Source organism: Leifsonia williamsii (assembly GCF_030433685.1).
GTDB lineage: Bacteria > Actinomycetota > Actinomycetes > Actinomycetales > Microbacteriaceae > Leifsonia > Leifsonia williamsii.
The window spans coordinates 2,779,582-2,802,586 of record NZ_JAROCF010000001.1 but is presented as its reverse complement, the minus strand read 5'-3'; the positions used below and the strand labels follow the sequence as shown (position 1 = coordinate 2,802,586).

Sequence of the window (23,005 nt, the reverse complement as noted above, 5' to 3'; positions counted from 1 at the left end):
TCACCAGCGACCCGAGGAGCACGCACCCATGACCGACGACAGCGAGCGCGCCGGCACAGAACAGCAGGAGGTGCTCATCGTCACCGGCATGTCCGGTGCCGGCCGTTCGACGGTCGCGAACGCGCTGGAGGACCTCGACTGGTACGTGGTCGACAACCTCCCGCCGCAGATGCTCCGGCCCCTGATCGAGCTCGCGAACCGGGCCGAGTCGGGGCTGCCGCGGATCGCGGCGGTGGTCGACGTGCGCGGCCGCAACTTCTTCGCCGACCTGCGCGAGATGATCCAGAGCCTGCGCGAGGGCACCCAGGTGCGCGTGCTGTTCCTGGAGGCGTCCGACGCCGTTCTCGTGCGTCGCTTCGAGCAGGTGCGCCGGCCGCACCCGCTGCAGGGCAACGGCACCATCCTCGACGGCATCACCGCCGAGCGGGCGCGGCTGCGCGAGATCCGGGAGGCGAGCGACATCATCGTCGACACCTCCGACCTCAACATCCACCAGCTGGCGACCAACATCACCGAGACGTTCGCCTCGGAGGGCACCGCCGACGTGCAGCTGACCGTCATGAGCTTCGGCTTCAAGTACGGCCTGCCGCCCGACGCCGACATGGTGGCCGACGCCCGCTTCCTCCCGAACCCGTTCTGGAACCCCGAGCTGCGGCCGCACACCGGTCTCGACGAGGTCGTGCGCGACTTCGTGCTGGAGCAGAACGGCGCCGAGGAGTTCATCGCCGGTTACGTCACCGCGCTGCGCCCGATCTTCCGCGGCTACCAGCGTGAGAACAAGCGGCACGCCACGATCGCGATAGGCTGCACCGGGGGAAAGCACCGGTCCGTCGCGATAGCCGAAGAGCTCGCGGCACGGTTGCGCAGCTTCCCCGGACTGGCGGTGAACACCAAGCACCGCGACCTGGGCCGTGAATGATGCCGGCCCACCGTTTCACGGCGACCACCCTCCGCCGTTCCCACAGATAGGACACCGATTGGCTCTCACCGCCGACGTCAAGGACGAGCTCACCCGCGTGGAGGTCGGCAAGACCACCGTGCGGGCCGCCGAGCTCGCGACGATCCTCCGCTTCTCCGGCGGCCTGCACCTGATCGGCGGCCGCATCGCCGTCGAGAGCGAGCTCGACACCCCGGAGCTCGCGCGCCGCGTCCGCAAGGACCTGGCGGAGCTGTACGGCGTCCGCAGCGAGGTGTCGGTGATCTCGGCGTCCGGCATCCGGCGCACCAACCAGTACCTCGTGCGGGTGCTGGAGAGCGGGGAGACCCTGGCGCGGCAGACCGGGCTCCTCGACGCCCGTCGCCGGCCGATCCGCGGCCTCCCGAACCGCCTCACCACCGGCTCGCGCGAGGAGCTGGCCGCCGTCTGGCGCGGCGCGTTCCTCGCCCACGGCTCGCTGACCGACCCTGGCCGCTCGGCCGCGCTGGAGATCACCTGCCCCGGCAACGAGGCGGCCATGGCCCTCGTCGGCGCCGCCGGTCGCCTCGGCATCCCGGCGAAGGCGCGCGAGGTGCGCGGCGTGCACCGCGTCGTCATCCGCGACGGCGAGGCGATCAGCGCGATGCTCGTGCACATGGGCGCCGCCCAGACCGTCGCCAACTGGGAGGAGCTGCGCCAGCGCCGCGAGGTCCGCGCCACCGCCAACCGCCTGGTCAACTTCGACGACGCCAACCTCCGCCGCTCCGCCCAGGCCGCCGTCGCCGCCTGCGCCCGCGTCGAGCGCGCGCTCGAGATCCTCGGCGACGATGTGCCGGAGCACCTGCGCTACGCGGGCGACCTGCGCCTCGCACACCGCGACGCCAGCCTCGACGAGCTCGGCCACCACGCCGACCCGCCCATGACGAAGGACGCCGTCGCCGGCCGCATCCGCCGCCTCCTCGCGATGGCCGACAAGCGCGCCACCGACCTCGGCATCCCGGGCACCGAGGCGAACCTGCCTGCCGATCTCGACGAGGTGTAACGTCCGGGAAGCAACCCCCTGCCTCCCCGGTTACCCGTCACTAGACTGAGAAAGTCGCTCCCGGCGGGAGTCGTTCGCGCCGGGACCCATTTGAGGAGATGAGTTAATGGCTGACTACACGCTGGCTGACCTTCCGTACGACTACTCGGCGCTCGAGCCGAACATCAGCGGGCGGATCATGGAGCTCCACCACGACAAGCACCACAAGACGTACGTCGACGGGGCCAACACGGCGCTCGCCAAGCTGGCCGAGGCGCGCGACGCCGACGACCTGACCTACGTGAACAAGCTCCAGAAGGACCTCGCGTTCAACCTCGCGGGTCACGTCAACCACACGGTGTTCTGGAACAACCTCTCCCCGGAGGGCGGCGACAAGCCGACCGGCGAGCTGGCGGCCGCGATCGACGAGTTCTTCGGCTCGTTCGACAAGTTCCGCGCCCACTTCACCGCCTCGGCGCTCGGCATCCAGGGCTCCGGCTGGTCGATCCTCGCCTGGGACTCGCTGGGCCAGAAGCTCATCATCGAGCAGCTCTACGACCACCAGGGCAACCTGGCCGCCGCCACCGTGCCGCTCCTCCTGCTCGACATGTGGGAGCACGCCTTCTACCTCGACTACGTCAACGTGAAGGCCGACTACGTGAAGGCGTTCTGGAACATCACCAACTGGGCGGACGTCCAGGACCGCTTCCTGAAGGCGCGCGAGAAGACCTCGGGCCTGCTGCTACTGTCGTAACCAGGAGCGGCGTCCCGGGAGGGAGCCCTCCCGGGACGCCGCCGTCCGGTACCACCACCCACCCATACAGCGCCGCCTTCGGCGCCCCATCACGCAACTGGAGACATCTGTGTCCGTCAAGATCGGTATCAACGGGTTCGGTCGCATTGGTCGCAACTACCTTCGGGCGGCCCTCGCCAAGGGCAGCGACCTCGAGGTCGTCGCGGTGAACGACCTCACCGACAACAAGACCCTCGCCCACCTGCTCAAGTACGACTCGATCACGGGCCGGCTCGACGCCACGGTGGAGCTGGACGGCGACAACATCGTCGTCAACGGCAAGCCGATCAAGGTCCTCGCCGAGCGCGACCCCGCCAACCTCGGGTGGGGCGACCTGGGCGTCGACATCGTCATCGAGTCGACCGGCCGCTTCACCAAGGCCGCCGACGCGCGCAAGCACATCGAGGCGGGCGCCAAGAAGGTGCTCATCTCGGCCCCGGCGACCGACGAGGACGCGACCTTCGTGCTGGGCGTCAACGAGTACCTGTACGACCCGGAGAACCACCACATCATCTCCAACGCGTCGTGCACCACGAACTGCCTCGCGCCGCTCGCCAAGGTCTTCAACGACAACTTCGGCATCGAGCGCGGCCTGATGACCACGGTCCACGCCTACACCGCCGACCAGAACCTCCAGGACGGCCCGCACAGCGACCTCCGCCGCGCCCGCGCCGCCGCCATCAACATCGTCCCGACCTCGACCGGCGCCGCCAAGGCGATCGGCCTGGTCCTCCCGGAGCTGAAGGGCAAGCTCGACGGCTTCGCCCTCCGCGTCCCGGTGCCCACCGGCTCGATCACCGACCTGACCGTCACCGCCTCGCGCCCGGTCACCGTCGACGAGATCAAGGCCGCCTACAAGGCCGCCGCCGAGGGCCCGCTGAAGGGCATCCTCAAGTACACCGAGGACGAGATCGTCTCCAGCGACATCGTCTCCGACCCGCACTCCTCGATCTTCGACTCGGGTCTGCTGCGCGTCATCGGCGACCAGGTGAAGCTCTCGAGCTGGTACGACAACGAGTGGGGCTACTCCAACCGTCTCGTCGACCTGACCGAGTACGTCGCCGAGCGTCTCTGACCGACGGGAACCGGCGTGACGCTCCGCACACTCGACTCACTCGGTTCGCTCGCAGGCAAGCGCGTCGTCGTCCGCTGTGATCTCAACGTCCCCCTCAAGGACGGCGCGATCACGGACGACGGGCGTGTGCGGGCGTCGATTCCCACCCTGAACGCCCTGATCAATCAGGGCGCCCGGGTCGTCGTCGTCTCGCACCTCGGTCGTCCCGAGGGCGCGCCCGACGCGAAGTACAGCCTGGCGCCGGTGGCCCAGCGGCTCTCCGAGCTGCTCGGCAAGCCGGTGACCTTCGCCCGCGACACCGTGGGCGGGGGAGCGGAGGAGGCCGTCGCCGGCCTGAACGACGGCGACGTCGCCCTGCTCGAGAACCTCCGCTTCAACCCCGGCGAGACCAGCAAGGACGAGGCGGAGCGCGAAGCCTTCGCGGCCAAGCTCGCCGCGTTCGGCGACGCCTTCGTGTCCGACGGCTTCGGTGTCGTCCACCGCAAGCAGGCCAGCGTGTACGAGCTCGCGAAGGCGCTCCCCAGCGCCGCCGGCACGCTCATCGCGACCGAGCTCGACGTGCTCGACCGGCTCACCGAGAACCCCGAGCGGCCCTATGTGGTCGTGCTCGGCGGCTCCAAGGTGTCGGACAAGCTCGGCGTGATCGGCCACCTGCTGCCGCGCGTGAACGCGCTGCTGATCGGCGGCGGCATGCTGTTCACCTTCCTCAAGGCGCTCGGCCACGAGGTGGGCTCGAGCCTCCTCGAGGAGGACCAGCTCGACACGGTGAAGGGCTACCTGGCGAAGGCCGAGGAGCTCGGCGTCGAGATCGTGCTCCCGCGCGATGTCGTCGTCGCCTCGACGTTCGGCGCCGACGCGGAGCACGTGGTGCGCCCGATCGACGGCATCGAGGACACCGACTGGGGCTCGAAGGGCCTCGGGCTCGACATCGGCCCGGAGACCGGCGAGCTGTTCGCGGAGTACATCCGCGGCGCGCGCACGGTGTTCTGGAACGGTCCGATGGGCGTGTTCGAGCTGGCGCCGTTCGCGGCGGGCACCAAGGCCGTCGCGCAGGCGCTCACCGAGGTCGACGGCCTCGGCGTCGTCGGCGGCGGCGACTCGGCCGCCGCGGTCCGCGCGCTCGGCTTCTCGGACGATCAGTTCGGTCACATCTCGACGGGTGGCGGAGCGAGCCTCGAGTTCCTCGAGGGCAAGCGCCTCCCGGGTCTGGAGGTCCTCGGATGGCAGCAGTGAGCCCCTCGGTGCGGCGCGTGCCGCTCATCGCCGGCAACTGGAAGATGAACCTGGACCACCTCCAGGCCATCGCCACGGTGCAGAAGCTCGCCTGGACCCTCAAGGACGCCGGGCACGACTTCAGTGCGGTGGAGGTGGCGGTGTTCCCGCCGTTCACCGACCTGCGCAGCGTCCAGACGCTCGTGTCGGCCGACAAGCTCCCGATCGCCTTCGGCGGTCAGGACGTCTCCGAGCACGAGTCTGGCGCGTACACCGGCGAGATCTCGGCGGCGTTCCTGCAGGCGCTGGAGTCGCGCTACGTGATCATCGGCCACTCCGAGCGGCGCACGCTGCACGGCGAGACCGACGAGCAGGTGGCGGCGAAGGTCGCGGCGTCGCTCAAGCACGACATCGCGCCGATCATCTGCGTCGGCGAGACCGCGGAGGACCTGGAGACGCACGGCGCCAGCGCGGTGCCGGTCGCCCAGCTCAAGGCAGCGCTCGCCAAGGTCGACTCGGCCGCCGACTTCGTGGTCGCGTACGAGCCGGTCTGGGCCATCGGCTCCGGCCAGGCGGCGACGCCCGAGCAGGCGGAGCAGGTGGCGGCGGCGCTGCGGGCGACGATCGCCGAGCTGCTCGGCGACGACGTCGCGGCGAAGACGCGCATCCTCTACGGCGGCTCCGTCAAGTCCGGCAACATCGCGAGCTTCATGCGCGAGCCGAACGTCGACGGCGCCCTCGTCGGCGGCGCGAGCCTCGACGTCGCCGAGTTCGCGGCGATCATCCGCTACCAGAAGCACGTCGGCCTCTGATCACGGGCCCCGGACCGGCGTAAGAACCGGTCCGGGGACACGGCCGTGCACCGATCGGTCGGTCCCCAGCGGCTCCGGCCGGTTATACTGGCTGTTGGTTTTGTCCGGGCCGGCGCGGTCCGGATGCATTGCGAAAGGTAACTCGTGCAGATTCTCCAGGTCGTCCTGCAGGTGCTGCTGGGCATCACCAGCCTCCTGCTGACGCTCCTCATCCTGTTGCACAAGGGCCGCGGTGGCGGTCTGTCCGACATGTTCGGCGGCGGCGTCACCTCCAACCTCGGCGCGTCCGGGGTCGCGGAGCGCAACCTCAACCGGATCACGGTCGTTCTCGGACTGGTGTGGATCGTCTGCATCGTCGTCCTCGGGCTGATCACCAAGTTCAGCGCCTGACCGGCGCCTCACCAAGGAGAGCAATGGCATCCGGAGGAAGTGCAATCCGCGGCTCGCGCGTCGGCGCGGGCCCCATGGGCGAGCAGGATCGCGGTTTCCACGCGGACCGCATCGCCATCTCGTACTGGGATGCTCTCGGCAACGAGACCGTCCGGTACTTCGCGGCGAACCTCCCCGAGGAGGAGATCCCCGAGGTCATCGACTCGCCGTCGACCGGTCTGCCGGCCGGCCGCGACAAGGAGAACCCGCCGTCGGTCGCCAAGACCGAGCCGTACAAGACCCACCTCGCCTACGTGAAGGAGCGCCGCTCCGAGGAGGAGGCGGAGCAGCTGCTCGAGGACGCCCTCAACCAGCTCCGCGCCCGCCGCGGCCGCCCCACCAGCAACTAGGCGCACACCGCTTCAGACGCGAGCCCCGCCGGTCATCGACCGGCGGGGCTCTTCGCTGTCCGCTGCGAGGCTGGATCCGGACGCGTCACCGCACGGCGTCGGCGAGGAAGTCGAGCAGCAGGGAGCGGTCTCCCGCGTCGTCGAGGATGTCCTGCGCCGTCGCGTGCCCGAGCTGCGAGGCCAGGACGAGCTGCGCGGAGCCGCCCGCACGCGTGACGCGGTTGGCCAGCTCGACGCTCTGCTGGTACGGCACCACGTCGTCGCGCATGCCGTGGAAGAGCAGGACGGGCGGATCGCCCGCGTCGACGTGGGTGACCGGCGACGCGTCGGCCAACCGGGCCGGCGGGCAGGCGGGCATCACGCAGCCGAGCTCCGCGGCGATCGGGGAGCCCCGGTTCGTCATGCACATGATCGAGCCCGCGCCTCCTGGTCGGCAGGCGGCGAGCTGGGCGTCGAACGTCGCGAAGTCGGTCGGCGGGTAGAACGCGACCACGGCCTTCACCGGCTGCCCCGTCAGCCCCGCCTGCAGCGCGGCCCAGCCGCCGGAGGAGTCGCCCGAGACCACCATGCGGTCGGTGTCGAGACCGTAACGGGCCCCCACGGACGTGAGGTAGCGGATGGCGGCCGCCAGGTCGTTCCGCTGCGCGGGGAAGCGCGCCTGACTGCTCGCGCGTACGTTGACGCCGACGACGGCGTACCCCTCGGGGTTGAGCACCTCCGCCAGCATGAGGGCGGTCTTGCCGCCGTCGTCCGCGCGCCAGGCGCTCCCGCCCGTCCAGAGGACGACGGGTGCGGGCCGGCCGGACGGCGCCGGGAGGTACAGGTCGAGCAGGTGACCGCTGGTGCCGGCCGGGCTCGCGGGGGCGTACGGGAGGCCGGTGACGACGCTGGCGGTGGGAGTCGGCGTCGGCGTTGCCGGGCCGGTCGCCGTGTCTGCGGGCTGCGGTCCGGCGAACGAGCACCCGGACATGAGGATCGCCACCGTCGCAAGCAGCGCGGCGGTGGCGATCCGGGACACTCGGCCCGTCATGGTTCGTGCCTGGTCAGGAGGTGGTCCTCACGATCAGTAGCTCGGTGCGATGAGGTTCTCGGGCACATCGACCGCGGCGTCCTTGTCGACGAAGAACACCGTGCGCTTGCGACCCTTCGCCCCGGCGACCGGGACCTCGGTGAAGCTGGCGCCGGCGAGGGCGAGCCCCAGCGCACTGGCCTTGTCCGTGCCGGAGAGCACGAGCCAGATGCGGTCGGAGGCGTTCAGCACCGGCCGGGTCAGGCTCAGCCGCTGCGGCGGCGGCTTGGGCGACTCGCGCTCGGCGATCACCGTCGCCTCCGTCTCGCGGATGCCGGCGCGGTCGGGGAAAAGCGACGCGATGTGGCCGTCGGGCCCGACGCCGAGGAAGGTGATGTCGAACCGCGGGAACCGCTGGTCCTCCGAGGCGAACGCCTCGAGCTCGGCGGCGTAGACGCGCGCCGCCTCGTCGATGTCGGCGATGTCGTCCGACGCGGGGAACGGGTGGATGTTCTCCGGCGGGACCGCGATGTGGTCGAGCAGGGCCTCCCGGGCCTGGCGCTCGTTGCGCTCCGGGTCGTCGCGCGGCACGAACCGCTCGTCGCCCCACCAGAAGTGCACCTTCGTCCAGTCGATGGTGTCGCGGGCGGGGGAGGAGTTGACCGCCTCCAGCACCGCGATGCCCATCGTCCCGCCGGTGAGTGCGATGTTCGCCCCGTCGAGGTCGTCGAGGATGTCGATGGTCTTGGTCAGGAACCGTGCGGCCACCGACGCCGCCAGAGCCTCCTTGTCGGGGTGGACGAGCACCCGCCGTTCGTTCGTCATGCCTTGGAGCCCGCTCCCTCTTCGGAGGCCTCGAGCAGCCCGAGACCCTTGGTGATGACCTCACCGTAGAGGTCGTCGGGGTCAAGCCTACGCAACTCCTCGGCGAGGCAGTCGCGCAGGTTCCGACGTGGCAGCGCGAGGTCGTGCGAGGGCTGGTTGGGCTGGGAGAGCTTCGCGACGTTCGGCACCTCGCGCTCCAGCTCGATCGTGCCGGAGGCGCGCTCGAGCTTCACCCCGTGGATGCCGCCGGAGCCGATGGCGCGCGACGCGAGGTCGTACTGCACCGGCGCCTGCAGCTGCAGGCGCAGCCACGCGGCGAGCAGGAGCGTGGAGGGCGAGTCCGCCGCGCCGGCGACCTCGATCGAGGTGACCGGCTCGTACGGCGGCTGGTCGAGCACCGCCGCGAGCTGGGCGCGCCACAGGGTGAGGCGGGTCCAGGCGAAGTCGGTGTCGCCGGGGGCGTACGTCTCGGCCAGGTGGTACAGCGCCTCCTGCGGGTTCGGCTGCGCCGACGCGTCGGTGATGCGACGCGTGGCGATGCGGCCCAGGGGAGAGGACGAGACCTTGGCCGGCGCGACGCCGGGCCACCACACGACCACGGGGGCGTCGGGCAGCAGCAGGCCGGTGACCAGCCCCTCCTCGTCGCTCGCGGTCTCGCCGTAGGCGCGGAGCACGATGACCTCGCTCGCGCCGGCGTCGCCGCCGACCCGGATCTGCGCGTCGAGGCGGCCCTCGCCGCCCGCGTCGCGCTCCTCCTCGGTCGAGACCACGATGACGCGCATCGGGTGCTCGCGGGAGGCGTCGTTGGCGGCCTCGATGGCCTCCTCCTCCTGACCGAGGTGGGTGGCGATCACGAGCGTGAGCACGCGGCCGAGGGCGACGGCGCCGCCCTCCTCGCGGATCTTGACCAGCGCCTTCGAGATGTTGCTGACAGTGGTTGCGGGCAGGTCGACGATCATGGACGCCTCCAAACGCGGCCGTCGCGGGCCAGCAGCTCGTCTGCCGAGCGCGGCCCCCAGGTTCCTGGACGGTACTGCTCCGGCCGGCCGCCCTCGGCCGCCCAGAACTCCTCGATCGGGTCGAGGATCTTCCAGGAGAGCTCGACCTCCTCGTGGCGGGGGAAGAGGGGCGGGTCGCCGAGCAGGACGTCGAGGATGAGCCGCTCGTACGCCTCCGGGCTCGCCTCGGTGAAGGCGTGGCCGTAGCCGAAGTCCATGCTCACGTCGCGCACCTGCATGCCGGCGCCCGGCACCTTGGAGCCGAAGCGGATGGTGACGCCCTCGTCGGGCTGCACGCGGATGACGAGCGCGTTCTGGCCGAGCGCGCTGGTCTGCGACTCCGCGAAAAGCTGCTGCGGAGCACGCTTGAAGACGACCGCGATCTCGGTGACGCGGCGGCCGAGGCGCTTGCCGGCGCGCAGGTAGAACGGGACGCCCGCCCAGCGGCGGGTGCCGATCTCGAGCTTGATGGCCGCGTAGGTCTCGGTGGTGGAGTCCGGGTTCATCCCGTCCTCCTCCAGGAAGCCGACGACCTTCTCGCCGCCCTGCCAGCCGCTGGAGTACTGTCCGCGGGCCGTCGCCGTGGCGAGGTCCTTCGGCAGCCGGACGGCGGCGAGCACCTTCTCCTTCTCGGCGCGGAGGTCCGCCGCGTTGAACGAGATCGGCTCCTCCATCGCCGTGAGGGCCATCAGCTGCAGGAGGTGGTTCTGGATGACGTCGCGCGCCGCGCCGATGCCGTCGTAGTACCCCGCGCGACCGCCCACGCCGATGTCCTCGGCCATGGTGATCTGCACGTGGTCGACGTAGTTGGCGTTCCAGATCGGCTCGTACAGCTCGTTCGCGAAGCGCAGCGCCAGGATGTTCTGGACCGTCTCCTTGCCGAGGTAGTGGTCGATCCGGAACACCGAGTCCGGCGGGAACACCGTCTCGACGACCGCGTTGAGCTCGCGCGCCGACTGCAGGTCATGACCGAACGGCTTCTCGATCACGACGCGCCGCCAGCCGTCGCCGGACTGGTCGGCGAGCCCCGACTTCTTGAGCTGCTCGGTGACGAGCGGGAACGCCTTCGGCGGGATGGACAGGTAGAACGCGTGATTGCCCATCGTGCCGCGCTCGCGGTCCAGCTCCTCCACCGTCTCCTTGAGCCGGATGAAGGCGTCGTCGTCGTCGAACTCGCCAGGGACGAACCGGATGCCCTGCGCGAGCTGCTTCCAGACGTCGTCCTCGAACGGGGTGCGGGCGTACTGCTTCACCGCGTCGTAGACGACCTTCTCGAAGTCCTGGTCCTCCCAGTCGCGCCGGGCGAACCCGACGAGCGAGAACCCGGGCGGCAGGAGGCCGCGGTTGGCGAGGTCGTACACCGCTGGCATCAGCTTCTTGCGGGAGAGGTCTCCCGTCACACCGAAGATGATGAGGCTGCTGGGGCCCGCGATGCGGTTGAGGCGGCGATCGGAGGGCAACCGCAGCGGGTTGAACTCCGGGGTGATTTCCACCGGGGACATCGATCTCCTTGGTCGGCGCGGCGCGCCGCTGGTCAGTTGACGGCCTCGAACAGCGAGACGACGTCCGCCTCGGGGTTCGTGAGCGTGAGGGTCAGCACCGGACGGCCGTGCTCGCCGAGCACGCTGGCGTCACCCGCGGCCTGGGCCTGGATGAGCTGACCGAACGTGAAGGGGCGGTCCGGGATCTCGAGGTCCTCCGGAGCCGTCGCGGTGATCTGCAGGAACACGCCGACGGCGGGGCCGCCCTTGTGGAACTGGCCGGTCGAGTGCAGGAACCGCGGGCCCCAGCCGAACGTCACCGGGCGCTTCGCCTTGGCGGCGAGCAGATCGCGGATGCCCGCGAGCTGGGGGAGCGCGATGCGGTCGACGTACGCCTGGACCGCCACGTACCCGTCGGGGCCGAGCTGCGCGAGCAGCGCGTCCACCGCGGCGTCGAGCGTCGTGGCGTCACCGAGGAACGAGCCCGTGGTGCGCACCTCGATGCCGCCGGCGGTGAAGGCCGGGGCGGCCGGCTCCGGCCGGTTGTCGAGGAGGGAGCGCGCGGCGGCCTTCGCGGCCTCCACGTCGGGCTGGTCGAACGGGTTGATGCCGAGCAGGCGCCCCGCGACGGCCACGGCGTACTCCCAGACGATCAGCTGGGCGCCGAGGCTGCCCGAGACGAGGATCTCGCCCTCGTGCCGGTCGGCCGGGAACAGGTGGTGCGCCTCGGCGTTGGCGACGAGACGGACGACCTGCAGGTCGGCGGGCTTGAAATCGAGCTCCGGGGCCAGCTTGTCGAGCACGACCGGGAGGAGGCCCGTGCCCTCCTTGCCGGTGGACTCGGCGATCAGCTGCTCCGCCCAGTCGGCGAAGCCCACGATGTGGGTGCCGTCCGCGACGATGCCGAGCTTGTCCTTGAGCGGGTTCGTGCCGGCGATGGCGGCCCCGAGCACGAGGCCCGGGTTCTCGTCGTTGTCGACGGCGAGCTCGATGAGCGTCGCCTCGGCCTCGTCGAGCAGCTCGCCGATGTCCACGCCGGCGAGGCCGGACGGCACCAGGCCGAACGCGGTCAGCGCCGAGTAGCGACCGCCGACGTTGGGGTCGGCGTTGAACACGCGGTAGCCCGCCTCGCGCGCCGACTGGTCGAGCGGGGAGCCCGGGTCGGTGACGACGACGATGCGCTCGCGCGGGTCGATGCCCGCGTCGCGGAACCACTTCTCGTAGATGCGCTTCTGGCTGTCGGTCTCGAGCGTGGAGCCCGACTTCGACGAGATGACGACCGCGGTCGCCTCCAGCCGGTCGCGCAGCGCGTCGAGCACCTGGCCGGGGTCGGTCGAGTCGAGCACCGTCAGCTCGGCCTCCGCCGTCCGGGTGATGACCTCGGGGGCGAGGGAGGAGCCGCCCATGCCGCCCAGCACGATGTGGTTCACGCCTTTGGCGTGCAGCTCCTCGCGCAGGGCGTCGATCTCGGCGACCAGCGGGCGCGAGATGGCGACCGCCTCGACCCAGCCGAGGCGCTTGGACGCCTCGGACTCGGCGGCCGGCCCCCAGAGGGCCGGGTCCTGGGCGGTGATGCCGGAGGCGACCTTGTCGGCCACCAGCTGCGGCACCACCGTCTTCACGGCCTCCGCGGCCGGACCGGTGACGTGGATGCGGAAGGTCACTTGGCGGCCGCCTGCGACTTCGCGCCCTCGAGGGCGTTGGTCACGGTCTCGACGAGCTCGCCCCACGAGACGTTGAACTTCTCCACGCCCTCGCGCTCGAGGGTCGCCGTCACGTCGTCGTAGTCGACGCCGAGGGCCGCCAGCTTGTCGAGGACCTCGTTCGACTCGGCGTAGCTGCCGGTGACCGTGTCGCCGGTGATCACACCGTGGTCGAAGGTGGCGTCGAGCGTCTTCTCCGGCATGGTGTTGACCGTGTTCGGGGCGACGAGCTCGGTGACGTACAGGGTGTCGGGGAGGCTCGGGTCCTTCACGCCGGTCGACGCCCAGAGCGGGCGCTGCTCGTTGGCGCCCGCGGCGACGAGCGCCTTCGCGCGCTCGGTCGCGAACGACTCCTCGTACACCTGGTAGGCCAGGCGGGCGTTGGCGATGCCGGCCTTGCTCTTGAGCGCGAGCGCCTCGTCGGTGCCGATGGCGGTCAGGCGCTTGTCGATCTCGGTGTCGACGCGCGACACGAAGAACGAGGCGACCGACTGGATGCCGGCGAGGTCGATGCCCGCCTCCTTGGCCCGCTCGAGGCCGGTGAGGTACGCGTTGATGACCTCGCGGTAGCGCTGCAGGCTGAAGATCAGGGTCACGTTGACGCTGATGCCGGCGGCGATGGTGTCGGCGATCGCCTCCACGCCCTCGACGGTCGCGGGGATCTTGATCAGGACGTTCGGCTTGCCGATCTTCTCGGCCAGCTTCTTGGCGGTCTCGACGGTCGCCTTCGCGTCGTGGGCGAGACCGGGCTCCACCTCGATGGAGACGCGGCCGTCGACGCCGTTCGTGCGCTCGTAGATGTCGTGGAAGATGTCGCTCGCGTTGGCGACGTCGTCCGTCGTGATCTCGAAGATCGCCTCGTCGACGGACGCGCCGGAGGCGGCGAGCTGGCGGACCTGCTCGTCGTAGGCCTCGCCCTTGGCGAGCGCCGCGGCGAAGATCGTCGGGTTGGTGGTCACGCCGACGACGTTCTTCTCGGCGATGAGGCTCTGCAGGCCACCGGTGTTGATGCGCTCGCGCGACAGGTCGTCGAGCCAGATGCTGACGCCGGCGGCGGAGAGCTGGGCGGTGGGAGTGGTGTCGGTCATTCTTCTTCTATCTCCTCTATGTGCCCGCGCTCAGAGCGACGCGAGCGATTCCTTCGCGGCGGCGACGGCGTGCTCGGTGGTCATGCCGAACTCGCGGAACAGCGTCTTGTAGTCCGCCGAGGCGCCGAAGTGCTCGATGGACACGCTGCGGCCGTGGTCGCCGACGATCTTGTTCCAGGCGAGCGCGAGGCCGGCCTCGATCGAGACGCGGGCCTTCACGGACGACGGGAGCACGGCCTCCTGGTACTCGGCGGGCTGCTCGTGGAACCACTCGAGGCACGGAGCCGAGATGACGCGGGCGTTGACGCCCTCGCCCTTCAGCACCTCGCGGGTCTCGAGCGCGATCTGCACCTCGGAGCCGGTGGCGATCAGCAGCACGTCGGGCGTGCCGCCCGGCGCCTCGGCCAGGACGTACGCGCCCTTGGCGACGTTCTTCGCCGACGCCAGGGTGTCGCCCTCGGCGTCGCCGTCGCCGCGCTCGAACACCGGGATGTTCTGGCGGGTCAGCGCGATGCCGGCCGGGCCCTCGCGGCGCTCGAGGATGGTCTTCCACGCGTAGGCGACCTCGTTGGCGTCGCCGGGGCGCACCACGTCGAGGTTCGGGATGGCGCGGAGGGTCGAGAGCTGCTCGATCGGCTGGTGCGTCGGGCCGTCCTCGCCGAGCGCGACGGAGTCGTGCGTCCAGACGAAGATCGAGGGCACCTTCATCAGCGCCGCCAGGCGGACCGCCGGGCGCATGTAGTCGCTGAAGATGAGGAACGTGCCGCCGAAGGCGCGCGTCGGGCCGTGCAGCACGATGCCGTTGATGATCGCGGCCATCGCGTGCTCGCGGATGCCGAAGTGCAGCACGCGGCCGTACGGGTTGCCCGTCCACTCGTGGGTGGAGCGGTCGGTCGGCACGAACGACGCCGCGCCCTCGATGGTCGTGTTGTTCGACTCGGCGAGGTCGGCGGAGCCGCCCCACAGCTCGGGCATGATCGGCGCGATGGCGTTGAGCACCTTGCCGCTGGCGGCGCGGGTGGAGACGTCCTTGCCCGGCTCGAAGATCGGGAGCACCGACTCCAGGTCGGCGGGCGCCTCACCGGTCAGCAGGCGGTCGAGGAGCTCCTTGCGCTCCGGGTTCGCCTCGGCCCAGGCGTCGAAGCCCTTCTGCCACTCGGCGTGCTCCTGCGCGCCGCGCTCGACGGCCTTGCGGGTGTGCTCGATGACCTCGTCGGCGACCTCGAAGGTCTTCTCGGGGTCGAAGCCGAGCACCTCCTTGACCGCGCGCAGCTCGTCGGCGCCGAGGGCGGAGCCGTGGATCTTGCCGGTGTTCTGCTTCTTGGGCGACGGCCAGCCGATGATCGTCTTGAGCACGATCAGCGAGGGCTTGTCGGTGACGGCCTTGGCGTTCTCGATCGCCTGGTGGAGCTCGTGGACGTCCTCCTGGTAGACGCCCGTCTTCTTCCAGTCGACGACCTGGACGTGCCAGTGGTACGCCTCGTAGCGGGCCGCCACGTCCTCGGTGAAGGCGATGTCGGTGTCGTCCTCGATGGAGATCTGGTTCGCGTCGTAGATCGCGATCAGGTTGCCGAGCTCCTGGTGGCCGGCGAGCGAGGAGGCCTCGCTGGAGATGCCCTCCTCCAGGTCGCCGTCGGAGGCGATGACGTAGACGTGGTGGTCGAACGGGCTGGTGCCGGGCGCCGCGTCCGGGTCGAACAGGCCGCGCTCGAAACGCTGCGCATACGCGAAACCGACGGCGGAGGAGATGCCCTGACCGAGAGGTCCGGTGGTGATCTCCACGCCGTCGGTGTGTCCGTACTCGGGGTGGCCGGGGGTGAGCGAGCCCCAGGTGCGGAGCGTCTTGAGGTCGTCGAGCTCGAGACCGTAGCCGCCGAGGTACAGCTGGATGTACTGGGTCAGCGAGCTGTGGCCCGCCGAGAGGATGAAGCGGTCGCGGCCCAGCCAGTGCTGGTCGCGGGGATCGCGGCGCATGACCTTCTGGAACAGCAGGTACGCGGCCGGGGCCAGGCTCATCGCCGTACCGGGATGACCGTTGCCCACCTTCTCCACCGCGTCGGCCGCGAGGACGCGGACCGTGTCTACTGCCTTGTCGTCAATGGGATCCCACTGCAGAGCTGCCACGTGAAAACTGACCCTTCGTCGAAGTGGTGAGGGCCGTCTGTGGAACCCGCACCGGTTGAGGTAGTGCGCGCCGTGGACGTCATCGGCGCCGGGCCGCGGAATGCGTGCGAGTCCTACAACGAACCGCGCGCACGCGACGGCTTCGGCTGGCGAGCATCTCCAAGTATAGGTAACACGCACGAAACGTGGGGTCTTCCCGCAGCCGCTTGCGAGCCTCCTCGCGGCGGGGTAGGGCAGGGCGGCACCTCTACGACGTGTCGTAGACTCGGAGGGAACCCCCCAACCGATCGGATGACCGAGGAGCAATGGACGTCGCTGTAGAGAGCCGTGTCGAACCGGGCCGCATCGGCGTCGCTCGCAAGGTCAAGGCGTATTTCGCGCTGACCAAGCCGCGCGTGGTCGAGCTGCTGCTGGTGACGACCGTCCCGACGATGATCCTCGCCGCGCACGGCATCCCGAACCTGCTGGTCGTGCTGGCCACCGTGGTCGGCGGCTACATGTCGGCGGGCTCCGCCGGTGCGTTCAATTGCTACATCGATCGCGACATCGACCGCGTCATGCGCCGCACGAAGAACCGGCCGCTGGTCACGGGCGAGCTGTCCGACCGGGAGGCGCTCGTCTTCTCGTGGGCGCTCGGCATCGCGTCGGTGCTCGTGCTCGGGTTCTTCACGAACTGGCTCGCCGCTGCCCTGTCGGTCGTCGCGATCCTCCTCTACGTCGTCTTCTACACGCTGATCCTCAAGCGCCGCACCCCCCAGAACATCGTCTGGGGCGGCATCGCCGGCTGCATGCCGGTGCTGATCGGCTGGGCCGCCGTGACCGGTTCGCTCGACTGGGCGCCGTTCATCCTGTTCGGCATCATCTTCCTCTGGACCCCGCCGCACTACTGGCCGCTGTCGATGAAGTACCGCTCGGACTACAAGGAGGCCGGGGTCCCCATGCTCGCGGTCGTCCGCGGCCGCGCGGTGGTCGGCCTCCAGGTCATCCTCTACGCGTGGGCGATGGTGGCCTGCTCGCTGCTGCTGATCCCGGTCGCGCACATGGGTCTCGTCTACATCGCCGTGTCGCTCGTCGCCGGCGGATGGTTCCTGTACGAGTCGCACCGTCTCTACAACCTCGCCATCCGGCACGAGTCCGTGTCGCCGATGCGCGTCTTCCACGGCTCGATCGCCTACCTGACGCTGATCTTCCTGGCCGTCGCGATCGACCCGCTGCTACCGTTCTGACGTGCATGCGCTGAGGACGGCCCGGCTGATCCTCGACGCGCCGCGCGAGGACGATGTCGACGCCGTCCTCGACGCCTGCACCGACCCCGAGACGCAGCGCGGGGTGCCGGTCCCGTCGCCGTACACGCGGGCGGACGCCGAGTACTTCGTCCGCAGCTACTGCCCGCACGGCGAGCTGAGCGGGCGCTACCTCGTCTGGGCGCTCCGCACGGCGCCAGGCGAACCGCTGCTGGGCACGGTGGAGGTGCGGCGCGACCAGACGGCGGGGGCGGCCTCACTGGGCTGCTGGCTCCGCCCCTCTGCCCGCGGGCACGGGTACATGCGGGAGGCCGTGCGCGTGGTCATCGGGTACGCCCTCGACCCCGCGGGCCTCGCGTGCACCGAGCTGCGCTGGGATTGTCTGCCGGGCAACCTGCGCAGCAGGAGGCTGGGGGAGGCGGTGGGGTTCGCCTTCGACGCCGGCGAGCACAGGACGCTGCCCTTCCGCGGGGAGTCGCGGGATACGCTGTCGGGCGTGCTCCGCGCTGCCTCTTAGAAGCGCGGCGTCCTAGGCGCGGACGGCGCCGCTCACCGTGGAGGCACGGTCGCCCTCGCCCTCGGCGGGGACGGGCGCCTTCAGCGAGAGGATCACGGCGGTCATCGCAGCGGCCAGCAGGGCGGCGAGGGTCATGTGCACGCCGACCAGGATGCCGGGGAGGCCGGTGTTGGCCTGGATCAGCCCCACCGCGATCTGCAGCACCTCGACGGCGAGCAGGTACAGCGCGTAGCGGTGGACGGGCGTCCCGCGGTAGCGGAACGAGCCCAGCACGAGCACCAGGGTCAGGGCGAACGTGACGTACGCCGGGATCGCGTGGACGTGCTGCAGGATCTCGGGGTTCAGCCCACTGCGCGGGGTGTCGGCGTCGCCGGCGTGCGGACCGGCGCCGGTCGTCACGATGCCGACGAGGATGGTGACGGCGACCGCGAGGCTCGTGACGTGGGCGGTGATCGCGTACCAGGCCGGCACCGCGCGGGCGCGGGGACCGGGGGTCGCGTACAGCCGGATGACGTACGTCGTCGTGAGGGTGACGAGCACGATCGACGCGACGAAGTGCATCCCCACGACCCACCAGGTCAGGCCGGTCAGCACGGTGATGCCGCCCAGCACCGCCTGGAAGGGCACGCCGAGGCCCGCGATCAGGGTGAGGAGGAAGAGGTCGCGACGGCTGCGGAACAGCCGGACGACCTGCAGGAAGGCGACGATCGCCAGCACGGCGAGGACTCCGCCGAGCAGCCGGTTGCCGAACTCGATGACGCCGTGGATGCCCATCTCGGGCGTGTTGACCAGCGAGTCGGCGGTGCACTTCGGCCAGGTCGGGCAGCCGAGGCCGCTGGAGGTGAGCCGCACCGCGCCGCCCGTCGCCACCAGCATCACCTGCGCGGCCAGGTAGATCCACGCGACGACCCGGGTGCGCCGGTCGATGCGGTCGGGGAGCCAGGCGATGATGCGGTTCATGGTGTTCGTGCGGCTCCTCGCGGTGATGCAGTGGGGCGTGCGGATCGGATACTCGGCCAACGTGCAGGCGCGCCTCTACTATTACCGTCCCGCACCTGTAGAATCGATGGGTTCGAGAAACGCGCGATCCTGCGCGTGCCGCGTTGCCGTTTCTGCAACGACGGCCGGGGCATCGTCGCCCGTGTCCTCGATCAGTTTAGGTACGCACACCAGCCACCCGCACAATCAGGACGCCCGAGCGGTCGGCGCACGCCGTCGCCCGGAGGAATGAGCCGGACTGATATCCGGTTGAGAGTGGTAGGAAACGAGGTAGATATGTCAGACATCCTGATCGACCGGCCTGAACTCGCGAGCCTTGGGCAGTACGAGTTCGGCTGGGCGGATTCCGACGCTGCGGGTGCATCCGCGCGTCGCGGGCTCTCTCCCGAGGTGGTGAAAGACATCTCGGGGCTCAAGAAGGAGCCCGATTGGATGCTGCAGCGCCGACTCAAGGCCCTCCAGCTCTTCGAACGCAAGCCGATGCCGACGTGGGGCGCCGACCTCTCCGACATCGACTTCGACAACATCAAGTACTTCGTCCGCTCCACCGAGAAGCAGGCGCAGAGCTGGGAGGACCTCCCGGAGGACATCCGCAACACGTACGAGAAGCTCGGCATCCCGGAGGCGGAGCGCCAGCGCCTCGTCGCCGGTGTCGCCGCGCAGTACGAGTCCGAGGTCGTGTACCACCAGATCCGCGAGGACCTCGAGGCGCAGGGCGTCATCTTCATGGACACCGACACCGCGCTGCGCGAGCATCCCGAGTTCTTCGAGGAGTACTTCGGCACGGTCATCCCGGCCGGCGACAACAAGTTCGCCGCGCTGAACACCGCGGTGTGGTCCGGCGGCTCCTTCGTCTACGTGCCGAAGGGTGTCCAGGTCGAGATCCCGCTGCAGGCCTACTTCCGGATCAACACCGAGAACATGGGCCAGTTCGAGCGCACGCTGATCATCGCCGACGAGGGCAGCTACGTCCACTACATCGAGGGCTGCACGGCGCCGATCTACAAGTCCGACTCGCTGCACTCCGCGGTCGTCGAGATCATCGTCAAGAAGAACGCCCGCGTGCGCTACACGACCATCCAGAACTGGTCGAACAACGTCTACAACCTCGTGACCAAGCGGGCCACCGCCGCCGAGGGCGCCACCATGGAGTGGATCGACGGCAACATCGGCTCCAAGGTGACGATGAAGTACCCGTCGATCTACCTGATGGGGGAGCACGCCAAGGGCGAGACCCTCTCCGTCGCCTTCGCCGGCCCCGGCCAGCACCAGGACGCCGGCGCCAAGATGATCCACATGGCGCCGTACACGCAGTCGTCGATCGTCTCGAAGTCGATCGCCCGCGGCGGAGGCCGCGCCGGCTACCGAGGCGAGGTCCGGGTCGACGCCAACGCGCACCACGCCGCCAACACCGTGCGCTGCGACGCGCTGCTGGTCGACACCATCTCGCGCTCCGACACGTACCCCGCGATCGACATCCGCGTGGACGACGTGCAGCTCGGGCACGAGGCCACGGTCTCGAAGGTCAGCGAGGAGCAGCTGTTCTACCTGATGTCCCGAGGGCTCCCGGAGGACGAGGCGATGGCCATGATCGTCCGCGGGTTCATCGAGCCGATCGCCCGCGAGCTCCCGATGGAATACGCACTCGAACTCAACAAGCTCATCGAGATGGGCATGGAAGGCTCTGTCGGATAGATGATGTCAGCTACCACTCCGGCGCAGGCCGAGCAGTCGGCGCCGAAGCACATGCGCGCGCCCGTCCCCGTCCAGACCCGCTCCGAGCGGTTCACCTCCACCGAGGTCACCGACTTCCCCGAGGTCACCGGCCGCGAGGCGATGTGGAAGTACACGCCCGTCGCGCGCCTCGCCGACCTCCTCACGGGTGAGCTTGACGGCTCGCCGTACGTCTACGACGCGACCACGGCCTCCGGCGTCAGCACCGAGTGGGTCGGCCGCGAGGACGCCCGCATCGGCACCGCCGGCACCCCGGAGGACCGCGCCTCCGCCAACGCCTGGACGCACTTCCAGCAGGCGCTCCTCGTCCGCATCGCGGGCGCCGAGCACAAGGAGGTCACCCTCACCCGCTCCGCGCTCGGCGGCGCCGCGCGCGCCGCGCACACCGTGGTCGAGGTGGCGGAGGGCGCCAACGCGACCCTCATCCTCCAGAACTCCGGCTCCGCCCACCTCGCAGAGAACGTCGAGTTCCTGCTCGGCGCCGGCGCCGACCTCACGGTCGTGAGCGTGCAGGAGTGGGACGACGACGCCCTCCACGTCGCCGCCCACTTCGCCGAGCTCGCCGAGGGCGCCCGCCTCAAGCACGTCGCCATCACCCTCGGCGGCGGCGTGGTGCGGCTGAACCCGTCGGCGCACCTCGCCGGGGCGCGCTCGGACGCCGAGCTGCTCGGCGCCTACTTCGCCGACGCGACGCAGCACCTCGAGCAGCAGGTCTACGTGCACCACGACGGCCCGGAGACCCGCAGCCGCGTGACGTACAAGGGCGCCCTGCAGGGCGAGGGCGCGCGCACCGTCTGGATCGGCGACGTGCTGATCGGCCCGAAGGCCGTCGGCACCGACTCCTACGAGCAGAACCGCAACCTCGTGCTCACCGACGGCGCCCGCGCCGACTCGGTGCCGAACCTCGAGATCGAGACCGGCGACATCGTCGGCGCCGGCCACGCCAGCGCCACCGGCCGGTTCGACGACGAGCAGCTGTTCTACCTCCAGTCCCGCGGGATCACCGAGGAGGAGGCCCGCCGTCTCGTGGTGCGCGGCTTCCTGTTCGAGATCGTGCAGCGGATCGGCTCGCCCGCGCTGCAGGATCGGCTGCAGGCCGCCATCGAGGCGGAGCTCACCACATCCGTCGCGGCGGCGAGCTGATGGGCACGCGCGTCTGCTCCAGCGCCGAGCTGGTCGAGAACCAGGCCACCCGGGTGCTCGTCGACGGCGTGCCGATCGCCGTCGTCAAGGACTCGTCCGGCGACATCCACGCCATCGGCGACACCTGCACGCACGGCGAGATCTCGCTGTCGGAAGGCTTCGTCGAGGGGGAGACGCTGGAGTGCTGGGCGCACGGCTCCCAGTTCTCCCTGATCACCGGCAAGCCCCTCAACCTCCCGGCGTACGAGCCGGTCCCCGTCTTCGAGGTCGAACTCATCGACGGAGACGTCTACATCGACCCGAGCGTTACGAAAGCGATTCAGTAATCATGTCCACTCTTGAGATCCGCGACCTGCACGTCACCGTCGAGACGGACCAGGGCACCAAGCCCATCCTCAACGGCGTCGACCTGACCATCAACGAGGGCGAGATCCACGCGATCATGGGCCCGAACGGTTCCGGCAAGTCCACCCTCGCCTACACGATCGCCGGCCACCCGAAGTACACGGTCACCGGCGGCACGATCACGCTCGACGGCGAGGACGTCCTCGCCATGAGCGTCGACGAGCGCGCCCGCGCCGGCCTGTTCCTCGCCATGCAGTACCCGGTCGAGATCCCCGGCGTCACCAACACCAACTTCCTCCGCACCGCCAAGACGGCGATCGACGGCCAGGCGCCGGCGATCCGCGGCTGGGTGAAGGACGTCCGCGAGACCATGGGCAACCTCCGCATGGACTCGTCGTTCGCCGAGCGCAACGTCAACGAGGGCTTCTCGGGCGGCGAGAAGAAGCGCAACGAGATCCTCCAGCTCGAGCTGCTGAAGCCGAAGTTCGCCGTGCTCGACGAGACCGACTCCGGCCTCGACGTCGACGCGCTCAAGATCGTGTCGGAGGGCGTGAACCGCGCCAAGGCCAACACCGGTCTCGGCATCCTGCTGATCACGCACTACACGCGCATCCTCCGCTACATCAAGCCGGACTTCGTGCACGTGTTCGTCGCCGGCAAAGTGGCGGAGCAGGGCGGCCCCGAGCTCGCCGACCGCCTGGAGGAGGAGGGCTACGACCGCTACGTCGGCGCCCCCGAGTCCGCCAGCGCCCGCGCCGGCGACCTGGCCGAGGCGTAAGCTGGATCACTGACCGGAAGGGGATGGGCATGCCCGCCACGCTGAGCCCGGCGCTCTTCGACCAGGTCGAGGAGGCGCTGAAGAACGTCATGGATCCCGAGCTCGGGATCAACGTCGTCGACCTCGGGCTGATCTACGACCTCGCCTGGGACGACGAGAACAACGCGCTCATCATCTCGATGACCCTCACCAGCGCCGGCTGCCCGCTCACCGACGTGCTCGAGGAGCAGACCGCAGAGGCGCTCGACGGCATCGTCGAGGCGTTCCGCATCAACTGGGTGTGGATGCCGCCGTGGGGTCCCGAGCGGATCACCGACGACGGGCGCGACATGATGCGCGCCCTCGGCTTCGCCATCTAGAACGATCACCGACGGGTCCCGGCACGCGAGTGCCGGGACTCTCGTGTGAG

The 23,005-nt window shown here is 70.0% G+C and carries 23 protein-coding genes; 15 read left to right on the top strand and 8 right to left on the bottom strand.

What is annotated here, in order from left to right; translation table 11 throughout:
- Window positions 1-28: 28 nt before the first annotated feature.
- The 8 genes from rapZ (at window position 29) to P5G50_RS13200 (ending at window position 6,608) form a co-directional block, all read left to right on the top strand.
- A complete protein-coding gene (gene rapZ, locus P5G50_RS13235) occupies window positions 29-919 on the top strand; it encodes an RNase adapter RapZ (RefSeq protein ID WP_301208403.1) in 891 nt (296 codons plus the stop codon).
- 58 nt (window positions 920-977) lie between these two features.
- Window positions 978-1,958 (top strand): DNA-binding protein WhiA, encoded by a 981-nt coding sequence (gene whiA, locus P5G50_RS13230; protein WP_301208404.1) that lies wholly within the window; start codon window positions 978-980, stop codon window positions 1,956-1,958.
- A 106-nt stretch (window positions 1,959-2,064) separates the two neighbouring features.
- Window positions 2,065-2,691 carry a superoxide dismutase gene (locus P5G50_RS13225; protein ID WP_301208405.1) on the top strand — a complete coding sequence of 209 codons (627 nt, stop codon included), beginning with the start codon at window positions 2,065-2,067 and terminating at the stop codon, window positions 2,689-2,691.
- Between the two features lie 109 nt (window positions 2,692-2,800).
- Window positions 2,801-3,805 (top strand): type I glyceraldehyde-3-phosphate dehydrogenase, encoded by a 1,005-nt coding sequence (gap, locus tag P5G50_RS13220; RefSeq protein WP_301208406.1) that lies wholly within the window; start codon window positions 2,801-2,803, stop codon window positions 3,803-3,805.
- 15 nt (window positions 3,806-3,820) lie between these two features.
- Window positions 3,821-5,038 (top strand): phosphoglycerate kinase, encoded by a 1,218-nt coding sequence (locus P5G50_RS13215; protein WP_301208407.1) that lies wholly within the window; start codon window positions 3,821-3,823, stop codon window positions 5,036-5,038.
- Window positions 5,026-5,829 carry a triose-phosphate isomerase gene (gene tpiA, locus P5G50_RS13210; protein ID WP_301208408.1) on the top strand — a complete coding sequence of 268 codons (804 nt, stop codon included), beginning with the start codon at window positions 5,026-5,028 and terminating at the stop codon, window positions 5,827-5,829. The genes P5G50_RS13215 and tpiA overlap by 13 nt, the downstream gene beginning before the upstream one ends.
- Window positions 5,830-5,973: 144 nt before the next feature.
- The gene (secG, locus tag P5G50_RS13205; RefSeq protein WP_301208409.1) at window positions 5,974-6,219 is read left to right on the top strand and encodes a preprotein translocase subunit SecG; all 246 of its coding nucleotides are present in this window, start codon (window positions 5,974-5,976) and stop codon (window positions 6,217-6,219) included.
- A 23-nt stretch (window positions 6,220-6,242) separates the two neighbouring features.
- Complete coding sequence (locus tag P5G50_RS13200; RefSeq protein ID WP_301208410.1) at window positions 6,243-6,608, top strand: RNA polymerase-binding protein RbpA; 366 nt, start codon at window positions 6,243-6,245, stop codon at window positions 6,606-6,608.
- A gap of 85 nt (window positions 6,609-6,693) precedes the next feature.
- Here the strand turns inward: P5G50_RS13200 and P5G50_RS13195 are convergent, their stop codons facing one another.
- From P5G50_RS13195 to tkt, 7 genes are read right to left on the bottom strand one after another with little or no spacing between them, the layout of a single operon-like run.
- Entirely contained in the window at window positions 6,694-7,638 is a 945-nt protein-coding gene (locus P5G50_RS13195; RefSeq protein WP_301208411.1) for an alpha/beta hydrolase, read from the bottom strand.
- A 33-nt stretch (window positions 7,639-7,671) separates the two neighbouring features.
- Window positions 7,672-8,442, bottom strand: a complete 771-nt coding sequence (gene pgl, locus P5G50_RS13190; RefSeq protein WP_301208412.1) for a 6-phosphogluconolactonase — start codon at window positions 8,440-8,442, stop codon at window positions 7,672-7,674.
- The gene (locus P5G50_RS13185; RefSeq protein WP_301208413.1) at window positions 8,439-9,401 is read right to left on the bottom strand and encodes a glucose-6-phosphate dehydrogenase assembly protein OpcA; all 963 of its coding nucleotides are present in this window, start codon (window positions 9,399-9,401) and stop codon (window positions 8,439-8,441) included. Before P5G50_RS13185 ends, pgl begins: the two co-directional genes overlap by 4 nt.
- Window positions 9,398-10,942 (bottom strand): glucose-6-phosphate dehydrogenase, encoded by a 1,545-nt coding sequence (zwf, locus tag P5G50_RS13180; protein WP_301208414.1) that lies wholly within the window; start codon window positions 10,940-10,942, stop codon window positions 9,398-9,400. Before zwf ends, P5G50_RS13185 begins: the two co-directional genes overlap by 4 nt.
- Before the next feature lie 32 nt (window positions 10,943-10,974).
- A complete protein-coding gene (locus P5G50_RS13175; protein ID WP_301208415.1) occupies window positions 10,975-12,585 on the bottom strand; it encodes a glucose-6-phosphate isomerase in 1,611 nt (536 codons plus the stop codon).
- Window positions 12,582-13,712: a transaldolase gene (tal, locus tag P5G50_RS13170; protein ID WP_301208416.1), complete on the bottom strand. Its 1,131-nt coding sequence runs from the start codon at window positions 13,710-13,712 to the stop codon at window positions 12,582-12,584. The genes P5G50_RS13175 and tal overlap by 4 nt, the downstream gene beginning before the upstream one ends.
- A 30-nt stretch (window positions 13,713-13,742) precedes the next feature.
- Complete coding sequence (gene tkt, locus P5G50_RS13165; protein WP_301208417.1) at window positions 13,743-15,836, bottom strand: transketolase; 2,094 nt, start codon at window positions 15,834-15,836, stop codon at window positions 13,743-13,745.
- Between the two features lie 305 nt (window positions 15,837-16,141).
- Here tkt and P5G50_RS13160 point away from each other — a divergent pair, with 305 nt between their 5' ends.
- Window positions 16,142-17,062: a heme o synthase gene (locus P5G50_RS13160; protein ID WP_301208418.1), complete on the top strand. Its 921-nt coding sequence runs from the start codon at window positions 16,142-16,144 to the stop codon at window positions 17,060-17,062.
- Between the two features lies 1 nt (window position 17,063).
- Window positions 17,064-17,597: a GNAT family N-acetyltransferase gene (locus P5G50_RS13155; protein ID WP_301208419.1), complete on the top strand. Its 534-nt coding sequence runs from the start codon at window positions 17,064-17,066 to the stop codon at window positions 17,595-17,597.
- A 12-nt stretch (window positions 17,598-17,609) separates the two neighbouring features.
- On the opposite strand, the gene P5G50_RS13150 is transcribed toward P5G50_RS13155, so the two are convergent.
- Entirely contained in the window at window positions 17,610-18,557 is a 948-nt protein-coding gene (locus P5G50_RS13150; protein WP_301208420.1) for a COX15/CtaA family protein, read from the bottom strand.
- Between the two features lie 315 nt (window positions 18,558-18,872).
- Here P5G50_RS13150 and sufB point away from each other — a divergent pair, with 315 nt between their 5' ends.
- From sufB to P5G50_RS13125, 5 genes are read left to right on the top strand one after another with little or no spacing between them, the layout of a single operon-like run.
- A complete protein-coding gene (gene sufB / locus P5G50_RS13145) occupies window positions 18,873-20,291 on the top strand; it encodes a Fe-S cluster assembly protein SufB (RefSeq protein WP_301208421.1) in 1,419 nt (472 codons plus the stop codon).
- Complete coding sequence (sufD, locus tag P5G50_RS13140; protein WP_301208422.1) at window positions 20,292-21,473, top strand: Fe-S cluster assembly protein SufD; 1,182 nt, start codon at window positions 20,292-20,294, stop codon at window positions 21,471-21,473.
- Window positions 21,470-21,799, top strand: a complete 330-nt coding sequence (locus P5G50_RS13135) for a non-heme iron oxygenase ferredoxin subunit (RefSeq protein WP_301209380.1) — start codon at window positions 21,470-21,472, stop codon at window positions 21,797-21,799. The genes sufD and P5G50_RS13135 overlap by 4 nt, the downstream gene beginning before the upstream one ends.
- Before the next feature lie 2 nt (window positions 21,800-21,801).
- Window positions 21,802-22,596 carry a Fe-S cluster assembly ATPase SufC gene (gene sufC, locus P5G50_RS13130; protein ID WP_301208423.1) on the top strand — a complete coding sequence of 265 codons (795 nt, stop codon included), beginning with the start codon at window positions 21,802-21,804 and terminating at the stop codon, window positions 22,594-22,596.
- Window positions 22,597-22,625: 29 nt separating this feature from the next.
- Complete coding sequence (locus tag P5G50_RS13125; protein ID WP_301208424.1) at window positions 22,626-22,955, top strand: metal-sulfur cluster assembly factor; 330 nt, start codon at window positions 22,626-22,628, stop codon at window positions 22,953-22,955.
- Window positions 22,956-23,005: the final 50 nt, after the last annotated feature.

Excerpts from the sequence above, each read along its gene's own strand:
- pgl (WP_301208412.1), bottom strand. The coding sequence starts at position 8,442 with ATGACGAACGAACGGCGGGTGCTCGTCCACCCCGACAAGGAGGCTCTG.
- sufC (WP_301208423.1), top strand. The coding sequence starts at position 21,802 with ATGTCCACTCTTGAGATCCGCGACCTGCACGTCACCGTCGAGACGGAC.
- P5G50_RS13150 (WP_301208420.1), bottom strand. The coding sequence starts at position 18,557 with ATGAACCGCATCATCGCCTGGCTCCCCGACCGCATCGACCGGCGCACC.
- P5G50_RS13160 (WP_301208418.1), top strand. The coding sequence starts at position 16,142 with ATGGACGTCGCTGTAGAGAGCCGTGTCGAACCGGGCCGCATCGGCGTC.
- P5G50_RS13195 (WP_301208411.1), bottom strand. The coding sequence starts at position 7,638 with ATGACGGGCCGAGTGTCCCGGATCGCCACCGCCGCGCTGCTTGCGACG.
- P5G50_RS13125 (WP_301208424.1), top strand. The coding sequence starts at position 22,626 with ATGCCCGCCACGCTGAGCCCGGCGCTCTTCGACCAGGTCGAGGAGGCG.
- tpiA (WP_301208408.1), top strand. The coding sequence starts at position 5,026 with ATGGCAGCAGTGAGCCCCTCGGTGCGGCGCGTGCCGCTCATCGCCGGC.
- zwf (WP_301208414.1), bottom strand. The coding sequence starts at position 10,942 with ATGTCCCCGGTGGAAATCACCCCGGAGTTCAACCCGCTGCGGTTGCCC.
- rapZ (WP_301208403.1), top strand. The coding sequence starts at position 29 with ATGACCGACGACAGCGAGCGCGCCGGCACAGAACAGCAGGAGGTGCTC.
- sufD (WP_301208422.1), top strand. The coding sequence starts at position 20,292 with ATGATGTCAGCTACCACTCCGGCGCAGGCCGAGCAGTCGGCGCCGAAG.
- P5G50_RS13225 (WP_301208405.1), top strand. The coding sequence starts at position 2,065 with ATGGCTGACTACACGCTGGCTGACCTTCCGTACGACTACTCGGCGCTC.
- P5G50_RS13185 (WP_301208413.1), bottom strand. The coding sequence starts at position 9,401 with ATGATCGTCGACCTGCCCGCAACCACTGTCAGCAACATCTCGAAGGCG.
- P5G50_RS13200 (WP_301208410.1), top strand. The coding sequence starts at position 6,243 with ATGGCATCCGGAGGAAGTGCAATCCGCGGCTCGCGCGTCGGCGCGGGC.
- sufB (WP_301208421.1), top strand. The coding sequence starts at position 18,873 with ATGTCAGACATCCTGATCGACCGGCCTGAACTCGCGAGCCTTGGGCAG.
- tal (WP_301208416.1), bottom strand. The coding sequence starts at position 13,712 with ATGACCGACACCACTCCCACCGCCCAGCTCTCCGCCGCCGGCGTCAGC.